Origin of the sequence: Halorarum halophilum, assembly GCF_013401515.1 — an archaeon.
GTDB classification, from domain to species: Archaea; Halobacteriota; Halobacteria; order Halobacteriales; family Haloferacaceae; genus Halorarum; species Halorarum halophilum.
Genome location: NZ_CP058529.1, coordinates 3,524,133 through 3,539,375, shown reverse-complemented (window position 1 = coordinate 3,539,375; position 15,243 = coordinate 3,524,133). Strand labels below are relative to the sequence as shown.

General features: G+C 68.2%; 15 protein-coding genes. 5 read left to right on the top strand and 10 right to left on the bottom strand.

Going from position 1 to position 15,243, the window contains the following annotated elements:
* Positions 1-11: 11 nt before the first annotated feature.
* On the bottom strand, positions 12-1,448 hold the full coding sequence (gcvPB, locus tag HUG10_RS17620; RefSeq protein WP_179170811.1) for an aminomethyl-transferring glycine dehydrogenase subunit GcvPB: 1,437 nt from the start codon (positions 1,446-1,448) through the stop codon (positions 12-14).
* Between the two features lie 52 nt (positions 1,449-1,500).
* Positions 1,501-2,835: an aminomethyl-transferring glycine dehydrogenase subunit GcvPA gene (gcvPA, locus tag HUG10_RS17615; protein ID WP_179170810.1), complete on the bottom strand. Its 1,335-nt coding sequence runs from the start codon at positions 2,833-2,835 to the stop codon at positions 1,501-1,503.
* Between the two features lie 266 nt (positions 2,836-3,101).
* Here gcvPA and HUG10_RS17610 point away from each other — a divergent pair, with 266 nt between their 5' ends.
* Positions 3,102-4,157 carry a metallophosphoesterase family protein gene (locus HUG10_RS17610; RefSeq protein WP_179170809.1) on the top strand — a complete coding sequence of 352 codons (1,056 nt, stop codon included), beginning with the start codon at positions 3,102-3,104 and terminating at the stop codon, positions 4,155-4,157.
* A gap of 76 nt (positions 4,158-4,233) precedes the next feature.
* Here the strand turns inward: HUG10_RS17610 and gcvH are convergent, their stop codons facing one another.
* The 7 genes from gcvH to gap all read right to left on the bottom strand — a co-directional run bounded on the left by gcvH (position 4,234) and on the right by gap (position 10,604).
* A complete protein-coding gene (gene gcvH, locus HUG10_RS17605) occupies positions 4,234-4,614 on the bottom strand; it encodes a glycine cleavage system protein GcvH (protein WP_179170808.1) in 381 nt (126 codons plus the stop codon).
* Positions 4,615-4,734: 120 nt separating this feature from the next.
* A complete protein-coding gene (locus HUG10_RS17600; RefSeq protein WP_179170807.1) occupies positions 4,735-5,148 on the bottom strand; it encodes a VOC family protein in 414 nt (137 codons plus the stop codon).
* 80 nt (positions 5,149-5,228) lie between these two features.
* Entirely contained in the window at positions 5,229-6,323 is a 1,095-nt protein-coding gene (gene gcvT / locus HUG10_RS17595; RefSeq protein WP_179170806.1) for a glycine cleavage system aminomethyltransferase GcvT, read from the bottom strand.
* A 77-nt stretch (positions 6,324-6,400) separates the two neighbouring features.
* Entirely contained in the window at positions 6,401-7,156 is a 756-nt protein-coding gene (locus HUG10_RS17590) for a PHP-associated domain-containing protein (RefSeq protein WP_179170805.1), read from the bottom strand.
* A 284-nt stretch (positions 7,157-7,440) separates the two neighbouring features.
* Entirely contained in the window at positions 7,441-7,647 is a 207-nt protein-coding gene (locus HUG10_RS17585; protein WP_179170804.1) for a YMGG-like glycine zipper-containing protein, read from the bottom strand.
* 115 nt (positions 7,648-7,762) lie between these two features.
* The gene (locus tag HUG10_RS17580; RefSeq protein WP_179170803.1) at positions 7,763-9,451 is read right to left on the bottom strand and encodes an aldehyde ferredoxin oxidoreductase family protein; all 1,689 of its coding nucleotides are present in this window, start codon (positions 9,449-9,451) and stop codon (positions 7,763-7,765) included.
* 103 nt (positions 9,452-9,554) lie between these two features.
* Positions 9,555-10,604 carry a type I glyceraldehyde-3-phosphate dehydrogenase gene (gene gap / locus HUG10_RS17575; protein WP_179170802.1) on the bottom strand — a complete coding sequence of 350 codons (1,050 nt, stop codon included), beginning with the start codon at positions 10,602-10,604 and terminating at the stop codon, positions 9,555-9,557.
* Between the two features lie 653 nt (positions 10,605-11,257).
* On the opposite strand from gap, the gene HUG10_RS17570 reads away from it, so the two are divergent.
* The 3 genes from HUG10_RS17570 (at position 11,258) to HUG10_RS17560 (ending at position 13,704) form a co-directional block, all read left to right on the top strand.
* Entirely contained in the window at positions 11,258-11,674 is a 417-nt protein-coding gene (locus HUG10_RS17570; protein WP_179170801.1) for a TOBE domain-containing protein, read from the top strand.
* Between the two features lie 154 nt (positions 11,675-11,828).
* Positions 11,829-12,752, top strand: a complete 924-nt coding sequence (gene kdgK1 / locus HUG10_RS17565) for a bifunctional 2-dehydro-3-deoxygluconokinase/2-dehydro-3-deoxygalactonokinase (protein WP_179170800.1) — start codon at positions 11,829-11,831, stop codon at positions 12,750-12,752.
* A gap of 577 nt (positions 12,753-13,329) precedes the next feature.
* On the top strand, positions 13,330-13,704 hold the full coding sequence (locus HUG10_RS17560; protein WP_179170799.1) for an Hsp20/alpha crystallin family protein: 375 nt from the start codon (positions 13,330-13,332) through the stop codon (positions 13,702-13,704).
* Positions 13,705-13,707: 3 nt separating this feature from the next.
* On the opposite strand, the gene HUG10_RS17555 is transcribed toward HUG10_RS17560, so the two are convergent.
* Positions 13,708-14,592 (bottom strand): ATP-grasp domain-containing protein, encoded by an 885-nt coding sequence (locus tag HUG10_RS17555; protein WP_179170798.1) that lies wholly within the window; start codon positions 14,590-14,592, stop codon positions 13,708-13,710.
* A 211-nt stretch (positions 14,593-14,803) separates the two neighbouring features.
* On the opposite strand from HUG10_RS17555, the gene HUG10_RS17550 reads away from it, so the two are divergent.
* The gene (locus HUG10_RS17550; protein ID WP_179170797.1) at positions 14,804-15,199 is read left to right on the top strand and encodes a hypothetical protein; all 396 of its coding nucleotides are present in this window, start codon (positions 14,804-14,806) and stop codon (positions 15,197-15,199) included.
* The last annotated feature ends 44 nt before the right edge of the window (positions 15,200-15,243 follow it).

Sequence of the window (15,243 nt, the reverse complement as noted above, 5' to 3'; positions counted from 1 at the left end):
TGTCCCGCTCGCTACGAGTCGTCCGGCGACTCGCCCAGCGCCTGCCAGGAGAGCCGCGGGTTCCGGGCGGCGTCCGCCTGGTCGATGCGGCGGGCCGTGGTCTTCGAGGGCGCCGTCTCCAGCTCCTCGACCGAGTCGGCGGCCGCCGCATTGAACGCCGCCGCGAGGTCGTCGAGCGAGGACTTGCTCTCGGCCTCGGTGGGCTCGGTAAGCATCGCCTCGGGCACCATCTCGGGCCACTTCGTCGTCGGCGGGTGGACGCCGTAATCGAGCATCCGCTTTGCCACGTCGGCCGCGTCGCGGTCGCCCGAGGTCGCGGCGAACTCGTGGTGGAACGGGCCGTACGGCACGTCGAACTCGACCCGCTCCGCGAGGTAGTTCGCGTTCAGGACCGCCTTCGCGGAGGCGTCGAGCAGGCCCTGGTCGCCGAGGCGGTGGATGTACGCGTACGCCCTGACGAGCACCAGCCAGTTGCCGAGGAAGCCGTGGACCTTCCCGACGGAGCGCTCCGGATCGAAAAGCTCGTAGCCGTCGCCGTCGGGGGCTTCCCGCACTTGCGGCCGGGGGAGGAACTCGGCGAGTTCCCCGGTGACGCCGACCGGCCCGGCGCCCGGACCGCCGCCGCCGTGGGGCGTGGCGAACGTCTTGTGGACGTTGTAGTGCATGATGTCGAAGCCCATGTCGCCGGGACGGGCGCGGCCGAGCAGCGCGTTGAGGTTCGCGCCGTCGTAGTAGAGCAGGCCGCCAGCGTCGTGGACGACCGTCGCGATCTCCTCGATGTCGCGCTCGAACAGGCCCACCGTGTTCGGGTTCGTAAGCATCAGCGCTGCCGTGTCCTCCGAGACTGCGGCCTCCAGCGCCTCCACGTCGACGCGGCCGTCCTCGTCCGAGGGGAGCTCGACCACGTCGTAGCCGGCCATCGCGGCCGTGGCGAAGTTGGTACCGTGGGCCGAGGCCGGGACGATGACCTCGCTCCGGTCGTCGCCGTTCGCCTCGTGGTACGCCTTCGCGACGGTGATGCCGGCGAACTCGCCGGCAGCGCCCGCCGGCGGCTGGAGCGTCACCGCGTCCATCCCGCCGATGTCCGCGAGGTACCCCTGGAGGCCGTGAAGGAGTTCCAGGTTCCCCTGCACCGTCGCTGGGTCGCGGTCGGGGTGGACGGCGGCGTTCGGGTCGGCCGCGACGACGTCGGTGAACGAGGGGTTGTACTTCATCGTGCACGAGCCGAGCGGGTACGGCCCGGCCTCGACGCTCCAGTTCATCTGCGAGAGCCGGGTGTAGTGCCGGGCGAGTTCCGGCTCCGACAGCTCCGGCAGTTCCAGCGAGTCGCGCGTCAGGTCGTCGGGGAGGACAGACCCCTCGCCCGGATCGACCTCCTTCCCGTCCTTCTCGGAGAGCAGCGGCTCGTAGCGCTCGTCGTCGCCGTAGCGTGCCTGATCGTAGTTCACGCGAGCCACCTCCGTGGCGAGCGTGAGCTCGTCAGACGTGGTCCGACGTAGTTCATCGGTCCGTCACCTCCGCGAACGCCGCGACCAGCCCGTCCCTCTCCCCGGCGTTCAGGTCGGTGACGCACACCTGGAGCGTCCCGTCGTCGAGCACGTGGACCGCGTAGCCGCGCTCGCGGAGGCCAGCCGCGACGGCGGGCGCGTCGTCCACGCCGACGGCGAACTCCCGGAAGTGGTGGCGGTCGTGCAGCGGCGCGGTCACGCCGTCGAGGTCGTCGAGGTCGGCAGCGAGGTCGCGGGCGTTCCGCACGCAGTCCTCCGCGAGGTCGGCGAGCCCCGACGCGCCGAGCATCGCGACGTGCATCGCGGTCCGGAGCGCCACCCACGCCTGGTTCGTGCAGATGTTGGACGTGGCTCGCTCCTTTCGGATGTGCTGTTCGCGCGTCTGGAGCGTCAGGGTGTACGCCCGCATCCCGGCGGCGTCCTCGCCCGCGCCGACGAGCCGACCCGGCACCTGCCGGAGGTACTCCTCGCGGCAGGCGAACAGCCCGAGCCCCATGCCGTAGGCCGTCGGGAGGCCGAGCGCGCCCGCCTCGCCGACGACGACGTCCGCGCCGGCCGACGCCGGTTCCCGCAGGAGGCCGAGCGCGACGACGTCGCTACCGACGCAGAACAGCGCGTCGTTGTCGGCCGCGACGTCGCCGACAGTCGCGAGGTTTTCCTCGATGGCGCCCGTGACGGTGGGGTTCTCGGCGTAGACGTAGCAGACGTCGTCGTCGACGCGGTCGCGGAGCGCGTCGAGGTCGACGACCCCGTCGTCGTAGGGGTACGTCGCGACCGAGAGCGACGAGCCGTCGACGTAGTTGTCGAGCGTGGAGCGCTTGCCGTCCCGGAGGTCCTCGGGGACGAGCACCGTCTCGCCGCTGGTCGAGCGGACGCGGTCGGCGAGCAGCGCGGCCTCCGCGAGCGCCGTCGCCGCGTCGTACATCGAACAGTTGGCGACCGGCAGGCCCGTCAGTTCGACGAGCATCGACTGGTACTCGAACAGCGCCTGGAGGAACCCCTGGGTGATCTCCGGCTGGTACTGCGTGTAGCTCGTGAGGAACTCGGAACGCGACGAGAGGTCGTCTACCAGCGCGGGGACGTAGTGGCCGTAGTGACCCCGACCGAGGAACTCGGTGAGGTCGTCGTTGCGCGCGAACGTGTCCCGGAGGTCACCGATGACCTCGCGTTCGCTCCTGGCCGGGATGCCGAACTCGCCGTCGAAGGCGACCGCGTCGGGGATGTCGAACAGTTCGGCCTCCTCGTCGACGCCGACCGCCGCGAGCATCTCCGCGGTCGTCTCCGCCGTGTGCGGGGCGAAGGGTGTGCCCTCGGACCGTCCGCTCATCGCTTGGGGAACCCTCCATCGTCACGTTCGTGCCACCCGAGACCCGAATCGCGTGCACGCCTGTCCATGAGTGTGCCAACGAGCGGGCGGTCAAGAGTCGTTCGCTCCCGGTTCGCCGTGCCGGAGAGCAGACGGTTTCCGTGAAGGGTCCGGGCGACCGACTAGTCAGTCTGCCCCCGACGCCCAGGAAATATATAGATTATAGAGTATAACAATATTTTTGCCGTTGCTCTTATATACTCACCGGTGGCAAGAGGACGGTAGGAATGAACGCCCGGGAACTCGCCGACCGACACTCGTTCGCCGAGGACGAAACGCCCCACGACGTCGCCTACGACGCCCTCACGACCGACGAACAGCACGCCGCGCGCTTCGATCGACCGCGGAGCGCGGTCCCCCTGCGTCTCGCCGTCGTCTCCGATCCACACGTCGCCGGCGACGAGCACGGGACGTGGAAGATGCTCCACCGGACCCGCGACCGCTTCCGCGCCACGCTGGCGGAGGTCGAGGCGCTGGGGGTCGACGCCCTCCTCCTCTCGGGCGATCTCACGAAGGACGGCGAGGAGGAGAACCTCGACTGGATCGAGGCGGCGCTCGATGACGTCGACATCCCGGTTCTCGCGGTCCCCGGTAACCACGACGTGAAGGAGTTCCCCGTCTCGGCGTTCGCGGAGCGTTTCACCGACGACGGCTTCCCCGTCCACCTCCGCCTCGACGGGCTCGACGTCATCGGCCTGAACAGCGCGATGAGTCCGGCGGAGACGGAGGGGGACGATCCGGAACTGGACGTCGTCTCCGAGGACCAGCTCGACTGGCTGGAGGCGACGTTACCGGGGACGACCGACCCGATCGTCGTGTCCCACCACAACCTGCCGGGGCTCGTGGAGCACATCGGAAGCGACGGGTGGGCGCCCCACCCGCCGGTCGGGAACGCCGACGCCCTGGTGGACGTCCTCGCCGCCCACGACGTTCCCCTCCACCTCTCGGGGCACGTCCACCTGCTGTCGCTCACACGCCCGCGCGGCGTCCGGGGCCTGATCTCGCCGTCGCTCGCCTCGTTCCCCCAGTCGTACCTCCTGCTGGAGATCGATTTGACCGGCACGACGGTGCGGTGTCGGACCACCGCGACCAGGGCGGACGTCGAGGAGTCGTACGACGAGGGGCGAGCACACTCCGCGCGCAGCACGCTCATCTCCGATCTCAACGCCGAACAGCTCCGCGCCCTACCGCTCGTCGACGAACGAAACGGCCCGTCGCGGGGGATCGATCCGATCCGTCCCGATTCGGTGGAGGCGAGTCGCGACGACGGTCACACTGACTAGTTCAGTCGCGCCACGGGGCTGGTGACGCCCCGTGAGAATCCGCGGGCGACCCCCGGATGGAATCGTCCGTCCGCGGTTACTCGATTTGGTCCCGGTAGTCCTCCGGAGGGAGGAGCGCGTCGAGGTCGTCCTCGTCCGAGGGTTCGACCTCCAGCATCCAGCCGTCGCCGAACGGCTCCTCGTTCACCAGTTCCGGCCGGTCGAACAGGTCCTCGTTGACGGCCGTCACCTCGCCACTGACGGGAGCGTACAGGTCCGAGACGGCCTTGATGGACTCGACGACGCCGAACTCTTCGCCGGCCTCGACCGTGTCGCCGACGTCTGGCAGTTCGACGAACACGACGTCGCCGAGTTCGTCCTGGGCGAAGTCGGTGATGCCGACGCGGTGGGGCGCCTCGGTCGAGATCCACTCGTGCGACTCGCGGTAGCGGTTTCCGTCGGGTACGTCGAAGCTCATGGTGAGGTGTTGCCGAAGGTTACCGAGAGTGGAGCAAAAAGCCCCACCCTTTCGGCGAGTCAGACGGCACGCGGAGGAGGTGCCCGAGTTGTCCGGACGGTCAGCCCGGGACGCGTCCCGTCACTCTGGTCCGACCACTTCGACCTTGAGGCCCTCCGGGTCCTCACAGTAGAGGGCGTAGTAGCCGCCGGCGAACGGGTGGCGATCCTCGTACAGCACCGACGCGTCGTCGCGCTCGCGGACGCCCGCGGTGAGTTCGTCGACCTGCTCGCGCGAGGCGGCGTGGAACGCGAGGTGGTTCAGCCCGGCGGCCCGCCGGTCGAAGGGGAGATCCGACTCGTCGGCCCGCGCGAGCACGACGTACGTCGGTCCGTTGACCCACGAGCGGCCGGCGTCCCACTCGTTCTTGGGTTCGTAGCCGAGTTCGCCGAGCAGCCACCCCCAGAAGTCGACCGACGCGTCGAGGTCCGACGCGTACAGTTCGACGTGGTGGAGCCGTCCCGCATGCTCGGGGTCGGCGTGGTCGTACTCCATGGTCGGCGTGCTCGGCACGGGTACATGACGAGTTTGCTTTCCCGCGTCACCGCGGGCGCGACGTCACCGAGGGAGCGGCGTCACTCGAACGGCGTGGCCACTACTTCCGCGCGCTTCGGCTCGCCCCGGACGACGACGTCGACGGCCGTGCCGGGCTCGGTGAGGTCGGTCCGGAGGTAGCCGAGCGCGACGGGCTTGCCGAGGGTCGGGCTCATCGTGCCGCTGGTCACTCGGCCGACGACGGCGCCGTCCTCGTCGGTCACGTCGTAGCCGTGACGGGCGACGCCGCGCTCCCGGAGTTCGATGCCGACGAACGACTCCTCGACGCCGGCGTCCGTCTGCTCGGCGAGCGCGTCCCGGCCGACGAACTCCGTGTCGAGGTCCACGACGAAGCCGATGCCGGCCTCGTACGGCGTGTGCGGCTCGTCGTCCGGGTGGAAGTCCTGCCCCGAGAGCAGGAACCCGTACTCGATGCGGAGCGTATCGCGCGCGCCGAGCCCGCACGGCTGGCAGGCGTCGGCGAACGCCGACCAGACCGTCTCGGCGTCGTCCCACGGGCACAGCAGTTCGAAGCCGTCTTCGCCGGTGTAGCCCGTGCGGGCCACCCAGCACTCGACCCCGGCGACATCGGTGAACGTCGCCGTGAACTTCGAGAGGTCGAGCACGTCCGCGTCGGCCTCGTCCGCGACCAGGTCCGGCGCGTCGGGTCCCTGCACGGCGAACATCGCCCAGTCCTCGGTGGCGTTGCGGACCTCGGCGTCGAGGTCGGCGTCGTCGCGGTGGGCGACCCAGCGGTCGTACGTCTCCTCGTCGTGCCCAGCGTTCGGGATGAGCAGGTACGCGTCCTCCCCGTCCTCGTCGGGCAACCGGTAGACGACCGTGTCGTCCAGCATGACGCCGTCCTCGCGGCAGATGGCCGAGTACTGCGCGTCGCCCGGGGCGAGCGCGGTGACGTCGTTGGTGGTGAGCCGTTGCATCAGCGCCGTGGCGTCCGGCCCGACGACCTCGATCTCGCCCATGTGGGAGACGTCGAAGACGCCGGCCGCCTCGCGCACGGCCTCGTGCTCCGCCCTGATGGAGTCGAACTCCACCGGCATGTCCCAGCCGCCGAACTCGGTGAACGACGCGCCGCGTTCGGCGTGGACATCGCGCAATGGCGGCTTCCGTAGGATCATGGTTGACCCGTCGACTGGTGGCAAGTAATGTCTTTTTACTCGCCCGAATGCAGGTGCTCCCGGTGGCGCGGTACGGGTCAGGCGTCCCGCATCGAGGCGGGCCAGGGCGGCACGTATGGGACCCTCGACGTCAACAGGTAGGCGCTCTTCCGGACGGCGCCCTTTGTGTACTGGCGCGCGCTCCGGTGGATCGGCGTCCGCTTGCCCCGTACCCGGGTCTTCCCGAACCGCAACGCGTCGATCACGTCGTCGACCGCGATCTCGGCCGGCGGCGTCCCGGCGTCGACGTCGGGGAGTTCGAGTTCCGTGTACGCCCGGCCGACGTTGCGGATGTGGTGGGCGTCGCTGGCCCCGAGTTTCGAGTAGCCGAGTCGCTCGGCGAACGAGTTGGCCCGGCGGTTCCGGTAGCCCGTGAACACCATCGAGTTGTACACCTCGATGCCGTCGCAGTCGTCGATCCAGCGTTTCCGCACCCCGTGCCGGCTCCGCTGGAACGGGTGGGGGATGACCGCGACCCCGCCACGGTCCCGCACGGTTTCGATGGTCTCCTCGAGCGGCCGTCCCTTCTTCGGCCGCTCCTCGACGCCGATGGCGAGCAGGTGGCCGGCGGAGGTCGAGACCTCCACCCCCGGGATGCCCACCAGCCCGTACTCGGGCGCCAGTTCGGCGGCACGCAGCGACTCGTCGATCGAGTCGTGGTCGGTGATGACGACCCCGTCGAGGCCGATGTCGCTGGCGTGCTCGAGGACGAGTTCGACCGGTTCGTGCCCGTCGTAGGAGTCCTCCGAGTGGACGTGCGGATCGATGCGGAGCACGGTTCCCTCGCCCGTCATGTGCCCGGCGTACTCCCTCCACCACCAAGAACTCGCCTATTCATCACCGGTTACGAACCGTAAACTGTCACGAATGGTGGGACCTTGGTACGTTCCCGTGGCGTCGAGATCGGGCAGGGCGGGGAACACCGACGAACGCGGCCGACTCCGACGGATCGGGCTGATCGGGACGGATCCGGCTGACCCCATCAGTTCGAACGACGGGAAATCGATTCCCATCCAGGTTCTCCCGCTACGCGGACCGAGCGCGCTCGGTCGAGAACGCCCGGGCCGGTCGGTGACGGTTACGACTGCTTCTTCGTCTTGATCTGATCGATCGTCGTCTCCACCGTCGAGCGTTTCTCCCCGATCGTCGCGCCCACGAGCGCGCCGACGCCGGCCGCGGTACTCGCGGCGTTCCGGCTGACGAGTGCCCCCAGCGAGGCGCCGGCGGCCGCACCGATGGCTGCGAACTTGACGCGGTTCAGCGTCCGCTTGATTCGAGTACCCATGCTCGTACCGACGTGAAATAGTCGGATAAAACTACCCCACTGCCGTCGAAACGTGTCGTAACACTGCCGTTTCCCGAGGAATTGGGGAGATCCGGCCCTCCAGAACGCCCGCAGTTCAGTCCGCGCTCGCCCCGCCGGCCGCACTCCCGGCGGCGTCAGCGGGAACGGTGCCGTCGGGCGTCCAGCCGCGGACGCTATAGTACTCGTCGAGCGCCTCGTGGAACCCGTCGAGCGAGTACGGCAGCGTGTCGTCGGCGCGGTCGAAACCGCGCTCGTTGTTGAACCGCCGTTCGAGCGTGACGACGCGGTCGCCGACCGCGAGCAGGTCGTCGTAGTCCGCCTCGAACAGCGCCTCGAAGCGCTCGGGCGTCATCATGCCGCGCGAGAACCGGCAGATGATCCCGCAGTCCTCCAGCGCGCGGGTGTTCTCGACCTCAACCAGGCGTTCGACCTTCTCGGGCGGCAGGCCCTCGGGGTCGAACGCTTCCTCCTTGGCCACGAGCGGGTACTCGTACGCGTAGAAGGTGGCGTACATGTGGTCGGCGCCGCGGTTCGCTACCGCGAACGAGAGCCCCTGGCCGTTGAGGGTACGACCGTCGTGGGCGGGGAAGTCCATCCCCTTCACCGTCCAGTTGTCGACGCCGAGTTCGCCATGGACGCGGTCGACGCCCTCCGCCAGCGTGTCGCCGATCCCCTCACGGTGGGCGATCTTGTCGACCAGTTCGTGGATCAACTCCGTGTCGCCGAAGGCGTCCTCGCTGGCCAGGTAGGCGGCGACGGTGTCGCCCGCCGAGATGGTGTCGAGCCCGTAGCGATCGCACTGCTCGTTCGAGCGCATGACCTCGACGATGTCGTCCTCGTCGCAGTTGCCACCGAACGACATCACCGTCTCGAACTCCGGCCCCTCCGTTTCGACACCGGCGGCCTCGTCCCTCGTCGGGAGCTTGCAGGCGAACGCGCACTGCGAGCAGGTCCCCTTCTTGAACTTCTTGTCCTCGACCGCGTCGCCGTTGATGGATTCGGCCTTCTCGTAGGACGTCTCGGAGAAGTAGCGCGTCGGGAACGCCTCCACCTCGTTCGCGAGGTCGGTGACGCTGGTGGTCCCCTGGCGCTTCATGATGTGCTCGCTCGTCGCGGCCTCGCGGTGGATGTCCATCGCCGTCGCGTCGACGTCGATCTCGGGGGCCGCGTCGCCCTCGAAGGTGAGCACCTTCACGTTCTTCGCCCCGAGGACGGCGCCTAGGCCGCCGCGGCCGAACGCGCGCGTCTCGGAGGTCATGACCGACGCGAACCGGACCCGGTTCTCGCCCGCAGGGCCGATGCAGGCGAGGTTCTCCGCCTCCAGGTCGTGTTCCGTCTCGGCCCACTCGGTCACCTCGGGCACCTCGGCTCCGGCGAGGTCGGGGACCGGTTCGAACTCGACCCCGTCGTCCCGGACGTGGATCGCGAGCAGTTCGTCGGCGGCGCCGACGAGTTCGACGACCGCGTTGCCGGTTCCGGTGAAGTTCCGCGAGAGGAAGCCGCCGGCGTTCGACGAGAGCAACCCGCCGGTGAGCGGCGAGAGCGCAGTGGCTGCCATCCGGCCGGTGAAGCTCATGCGGCTGGCCTGCATCGGCCCGGTCGAGAGGTAGACGCGGTTCTCCGGTCCGAACGGGTCGGCGTCGAACGGGATGCGGTCGTACGCGAGCGCCGTGTTGACGCCCCGACCGCCGATGAATCGGGCGAGCGTGTCGTCGACGTCATCGGTCGTCGCCTCCCGCGCGTCGAGGTCGACGGTCAGGAGTGGCCCTTCGGCGTGAAGCATGCTCGAACGTCCGACCCCCTAGGTGAAAAAGGACACCGCTGTGGGAAACACGAGGAACGGGACGACCGGAACGCTCACGCCCGACCGAGGGGCGCGCCCGGCGTCAGTTCCCTTCCACGAACGCCGCCATGTCGAGCAGGCGGCACGAGAAGCCGTACTCGTTGTCGTACCACGTCAGGATCTTCGCCAGCCCCTCCTCCCCCACGACGTTCGTCGAGTTCAGGTCGACGTACGAGGAGAACGGCAGCCCGACGATGTCGCGCGAGACGACCTCGTCGTCGGTGTAGCCGAGGACGCCCGCCAGCGGGCCGTCGTCGGCGGCCGCCCGGAACGCGTCGTTGATGGCCTCCGCGTCGGGCGAGGACTCCAGGTCGACGACGAGGTCGGTGATGGAGCCGTTCGGGACCGGCACGCGCATCGCCATCCCGTCGAGCTTTCCCTGTAGCTGGGGCAGGATCTCGGTGGCCGCCTTCGCGGCGCCGGTCGAGGTGGGGACGATGTTCTCGGCGGCCGCGCGGCCGCGGCGGGTCTTCCCCTTCGGGCCGTCGACGAGGCTCTGGGACCCGGTGTAGGCGTGGACCGTCGTGAGCATGCCGTGGTCGATGCCGAACTCCTCGTCGAGCACCTTCGCGACGGGCGTCACGGAGTTCGTGGTGCAGGAGGCGTTCGAGACGACCTCCTCGCCCTCGTACTCGGTGTGGTTCACGCCGTAGACCAGCTGTTTCACCGGTTCCTCCCCCTTCGGCGGCGCCGAGAGGACGACCGTGTCCGCGCCCGCCGTCACGTGTCGCATCGCGTCCTCGCGCGTGCGGAACACGCCAGTGCACTCGAGGGCGACGTCGACGTCGTACTCGTCCCACGGCAGGTCCGCGGGGTCCTGCTCGTCGAGCACGGGGACGGCCGTGTCGCCGATGGCCAACTCCTCGCTGGCGTTGTCGTAGGAGAGGCCGTCGAGCCGTCCCATCACCGAGTCGTACGAGGCGAGGTAGTGCATGTCCTCGCCCGACATCACGTCGTTGATGCCGACGAGTTCGATCCGCGGATCCTCGAGCACCGCGCGGAAGACGTTCCGACCGATGCGGCCGAACCCGTTCAAGCCGACGCGGACCGGGTTCGTCACGTCGTCCCCCGCCGAGAGGTTCGATTTACTCATAATCGAAAAACAGTCCGCGAGGGCCTTAATTGTTGTAGTCAAGACTGGGTGCGGCCTGGAATCGAGACCGAGACTCGAACGAGTTGACATGTTCCCTATTTCCGAGATATCGGCGGGGGTGAACACCACCTAGAATATTTATAACTGATTTGGTGGCCCATGGTTCATCTACATATTCTGATGAGCACTGAGAAAACCGGGGCCGGTCCAATTCGGCGACGGCCGGCGAGAAGCCTGACGAAACGACACGGAGTTCGATTCCTCGTCTCCTCCACGACTCTCCGGCCGAAGCGGGTGGTTCGGAGCACGCCGTGAAGCCATTTGAGCCGCGAGTTCTCGTCCAACGTGCTTCACGGGCGAGTCGTCCCTTCGCTACCAAAGTCGGGTCTCATGGGGGGTCAGACGAACGAATTCCTACCGGCCGATCAGACGGAATCGGATGAAGGGATCGTCGGCTTTCGACGTCCGATAACGCTCTTCTATCGGTTATCAGTTTAGTATTGTATATTGGTATATGCGCCCCTCTTCTTTCGCATCCGGCTGTCGGGTTTCGTTGTCGGTTGGAAGAGTAGAACAGGGGATTCGACAAAGCAATCTCCTACGGCCACCCTCGGAGGAACGAATAGTTTAACAGATTAGTGTGTTAAGCAACGTTGCACGATCCCGAGAACCTGTTCGTCGCGGACTTCATCGGCTCCCCGTCGCCGAACCTCTTCGACTGTCAGGTCGCCACGAACGGCGGCTCCGTCCGCCTGGAGAGCGACGAGTTCACGCTCGAACCCACGCCCGAGCAGGCCGACGCCCTCCGCGACCGGGCGGGCGACCACGTCGTCTTCGGCATCCGCCCCGAGTACCTCGACCTCACGACGGCGACGGGCGACTTCGAGGCGGCCGTCGACGTCGTGGAACCGCTCGGCGACCGCGACGCGGTCCACCTCTCGATCGGGGAGAAGCCGCTCTCCGCGGTGACACAGCAGGGGCAGGTGTCGCGGGGGACCGATCGCCTCGCGGTCGACGTGGACGTCGGGGAGGGGTGGGTGTTCTCGCCGGACGGCGACCGGCTGGTCTGATTCGTCGGCGTTCCCCGCCGATCGGCTCCGCGCCCCCGATATTTCACCAGACGAAACGGGCCCGGTGTCCCCATCGCGAAGCTATTATATCGGTCCCAACTCCACTCCTCGACCATGCAGCGCCTGGAAAGCAGCCCGCGCCTTCTCCCCCGAGATGACTGACCTGGTGACGTTCGGCGAGTCGATGCTCCGCTTCTCGCCCCCCACCGGCGAGCCGCTCGAACGAACGGACACGCTCGACGTCCACGCGGCCGGCGCCGAGAGCAACGTCGCGGTGGCGGCCCAGCGTCTGGGCCTCGACACCGCGTGGCTCTCGAAGCTCCCGGACTCGCCGCTCGGCCGTCGCGTCCTCTCGGAGCTCCACTCACACGGGGTCGACACGGACGTCGTGCTGGACGAGGGCCGCCAGGGCGTCTACTACATCGATCGGGAGAGCATCACCGAGCGACGGAACGTGATCTACGACCGGGACGACGCCAGCGTCCGGACGACCCGGGTCGAGGACCTCCCCCTCGACCGCGTCAGGAGCGCGGACATGTTCTACACGACCGGCATCACGCCCGCGCTCTCGGCGACGCTGTTCGACACCACCAGCGAACTGCTCGACATCGCCGGCGACGCCGACGTCACGACCGGGTTCGACGTCAACTACCGGTCGAAGCTCTGGACGCCCGCGGAGGCCCGCGACACGCTCGTCGACCTCCTCCCGTCCGTCGACCTCCTGTTCGTTCCCGAGCGCGACGCGGAGCTGATCTTCGAGCAGACCGGTCCGGTGGAGGAGCGGGCCGCGTACTTCGCCGACGAGTTCGGTATCGACACCGTCGTCGTCACGCAGGGCAGCGACGGCGCGACCGCGCTCCGCGACGGTTCCGCCGTCCGGGCGGACACGTTCGAGGTGGAGACGATCGATTCGATCGGCTCGGGCGACGCCTTCGTCGGCGGGTTCCTCGCGCGCTACCTGGATGGCGACGATCTCACCACGGCGCTGCGGTACGGCTGTGCCACGGCGGCGCTCAAGCGCACGATTCGCGGCGACCTCGCGGTCACGACCCCCGAGGAAGTCGAGTCCCTGCTCTGAGCCGGGGATTGACCCGTTCCCGTTACGCGCCCCGTTCGGCCATGTGGTCGGCTGTATCGGTTCTCTCCTCCGAAGTGGTTCGACCCGATATCGCGTGGGAGCGGTAGTCCAACTCACTCGACGGGGGAAGCGAAATCCGCCTGGGGTCGATCGGTTCGAGTCAGTCGTGACGTACTGGTTTCTATTATCGAAATTTTATATTTCCCCACTTCATCTGATTCCTGGGCGGGAATCTCTGCCGGCACGGATAGAGATGCTCTCGGAAACATCACATCGTGAAAAACCGCACTAGTGGGATAAAGAGACCCCATCGCGAGAGACTGGCGTGTCGGAATTCCTGTCCATCCGGCCGGCCGCGACGATGGTCCGCTTGGGGACGATCAAGTTCGAATCGGCCGACCATCAGTCGAGAGTCCGTACGATATATCGTCACCAGCGCACGAGTTTCAGAGCTATATCATCTTTAGACGTGGGACATCATCGACCAATCCTTCGGCATCGGTGGAGGATTCGTTCGCGCCGCCCGACCCCTGCCGGGGGGAGAAGGCTTATCGGCACCACCGAGCAATGACGCCTCATGCGGGACGACCGCGACGACCCCTTCGGCGACATCTTCGACGAGATCGAGCGGATGATGAACCAAATGACGGGCGCGGGATCCCGGGGCGGCGATGCGGGCTTCGGCAGCGAGACGCACGTCTCCGTCCATCACGACGATGGGCAGGTCCGGCTGGTGGCCGACCTCCCCGGCGTCGGGAAGGACGACATCGACCTGAAGTGCGACGGGCGGATGCTCACCATCAGCGCCCACAGCGAGACGCGGCGCTACGACGAGCGCGTCCGGCTCCCCGTCCGCGTCGACGAGCACTCCGCCTCGGCGTCGTTCAACAACGGCGTCCTCGAGGTGACCTTCGACGCGCTGGAGCCGTCGGCGGACATCGACGTGGAGTAGTACTCAGGTCCGGCCGCCGTCCGCGGTCCGCCGGACCAGTCGAGCCAGGTCGTCGTAGAACCCCTCCTCGTACTTCGTCGCCTCGTCCACCGTCGGCCGCGCGTTCGTCTCGGAGACGACGAGGCGCCCATCGGTCTCCAGAATATCCACCCCGAGCAGCGGGACGTCCAGCACGTCGGCCGCGCGCTCGGCGAGCCGTCGGTGTTCCCCGGGCGGGGATACGCCCTCCGCGACGGCTCCCCGGTGGACGTTGTGTTTCCACTTCCCTGCCGCCGTCTCATCGTCGGGAAGCCGGCGCTCGACGGCGCCGGCGAACGCCCCGTCCACGACCATCACGCGGTAGTCGCGCGCGTCCGGGAGGAACTCCTGGAGGAGGTACGACTTGTCGCCAGTCGCCCGGTAGTCGTGCACCAGGTCGAGGTAGTCCGTCGAGCCGAGCAGCGAGTCGGGGTCGGCGACCTTCGTCACGCCGACCCCGCGGGTCGTCGAGTTCGGCTTGAGGACGAGGGGGTAGCCGATCCCCGCGGCCGCGTCGAGCACCGCGTCCTCGTCCGCGGGGTTCGACACGAGCGTCGTCTCGGGGACGGGCAGCCTCGCTTCGCCCAGCGACGCGAGGACGCCGGCCTTGTTCCGCGAGGCGAGCACCGCGTCGCGGCCGTTCACCCAGGGGACGTCGAGGTGGGCGTCGAGCACCGCGCCCTCCATCAGCCGCGACGGGTACACCCAGCCGACGTCGGCGTCCGGGAAGCCGGGGTCGGCGAGGGGAAGTACCCGCTCGGTCGGGTCGGCGTGGACGACCGCGATACCGCGCTCCGCGAACGGCCCCCGGATCCGCTCGAACGTCTCCGCGCGGGTCGTCACGGCGAGGCGGAGGTCGGCGTCGGTCACGGTTACACGGTGTGTGCCGGGAGAGTATAAGAACCGCCGGTACCCCGAGTTCGAGGGTCGTCGTGTCGGGGGATCCGCGCCCAGCGTGTCGGTCGCCTCCGACACCCCACGCCTCCGTGGCCGAATCGCTCGACTGAGTCGCTGTATCGCACCCGCACCGTCCCTGGAAAGCAGCAGCCTCTTGCCGTTCCCGGGCTGAATTCGTCACCCAATGCTCGGAGCGTACACGGTCGGGAAGAAGGCGGTCAAGTTCGGGTACAAGCGATACGGTCTCCCGGGAGCGGTCGCATCCGGGAGCGTCGCGATGGCCGGATACGTCATCGTGCGACGGGCCCTGAAGTCGTCCACGAACTCCGATAACGTGGATTCGGCGATCGACGCGGGGACGATCAAGGACGCGGTCCGGGAGAGGGGCCTCGGAGCCGTGACGGACAGGGGGACGCTCGACGACGCGATCCGGGAGGACGAACTGGGAACCCCCATTGACATCGACGAGGTCCAGTCGTCCGCGGCGGAGGAGTCCGACGAGATGACCGGTTCGGGGACCGAGGATCAGGACCAGGATGAACCGGACGACGGGCAGGACGGATCGAACGACGGGGAGTAGGGAACGGCCGTCTCGAGCCCCGCCCGTCGGCGCTTTTCCGCACG